The organism is Streptomyces sp. HSW2009, assembly GCF_040240285.1.
Taxonomy (GTDB): Bacteria; Actinomycetota; Actinomycetes; order Streptomycetales; family Streptomycetaceae; genus Streptomyces.
Map to the genome: position 1 here is coordinate 1 of NZ_JBEHZD010001179.1, position 392 is coordinate 392.

The 392-nt window shown below is 69.9% G+C and carries 1 pseudogene; it reads right to left on the minus strand.

The features are described 5' to 3' along the window. Positions 1-392, minus strand: a pseudogene (locus tag AAHZ94_RS35115) (DUF5915 domain-containing protein); the annotation flags it as partial.

Genomic DNA, 392 nt, shown 5'->3' on the forward strand with positions numbered 1-392 from the left:
GCTTTGGCGACTGCTTGGACGCCCTTGCCGAATCGCTTGCCCAGGGCGCGGAAGTTGGCCTTGGCGGTGGTGTCGACGAGGCTGCCGCCGACTTGGCTCAGCGAGGCGAGCGAGGTGACGTTGAGTTCCTCGGTGATCTGCGCGTGCAGGTCGGGGTGGAGGGTGTCGAAACCCTGCGCGGCGATGAGGGCGCGGGAGAGCGGCTGGCGGGTCTTGACGCCGGATTCGGCGCGGGTGGCCCGGCCGAGTTCGACCAGGCGACGGACCAGCAGCATCTGCTGCGAGAGCTGCGGGTCGATCAGCGCCTGGTCGGCTTCGGGCCAGGTGGTGAGGTGGACCGAGTCGGGGGCGGTGGGGTCGACCGGGACGATGAGGTCCTGCCAGACGCGTTC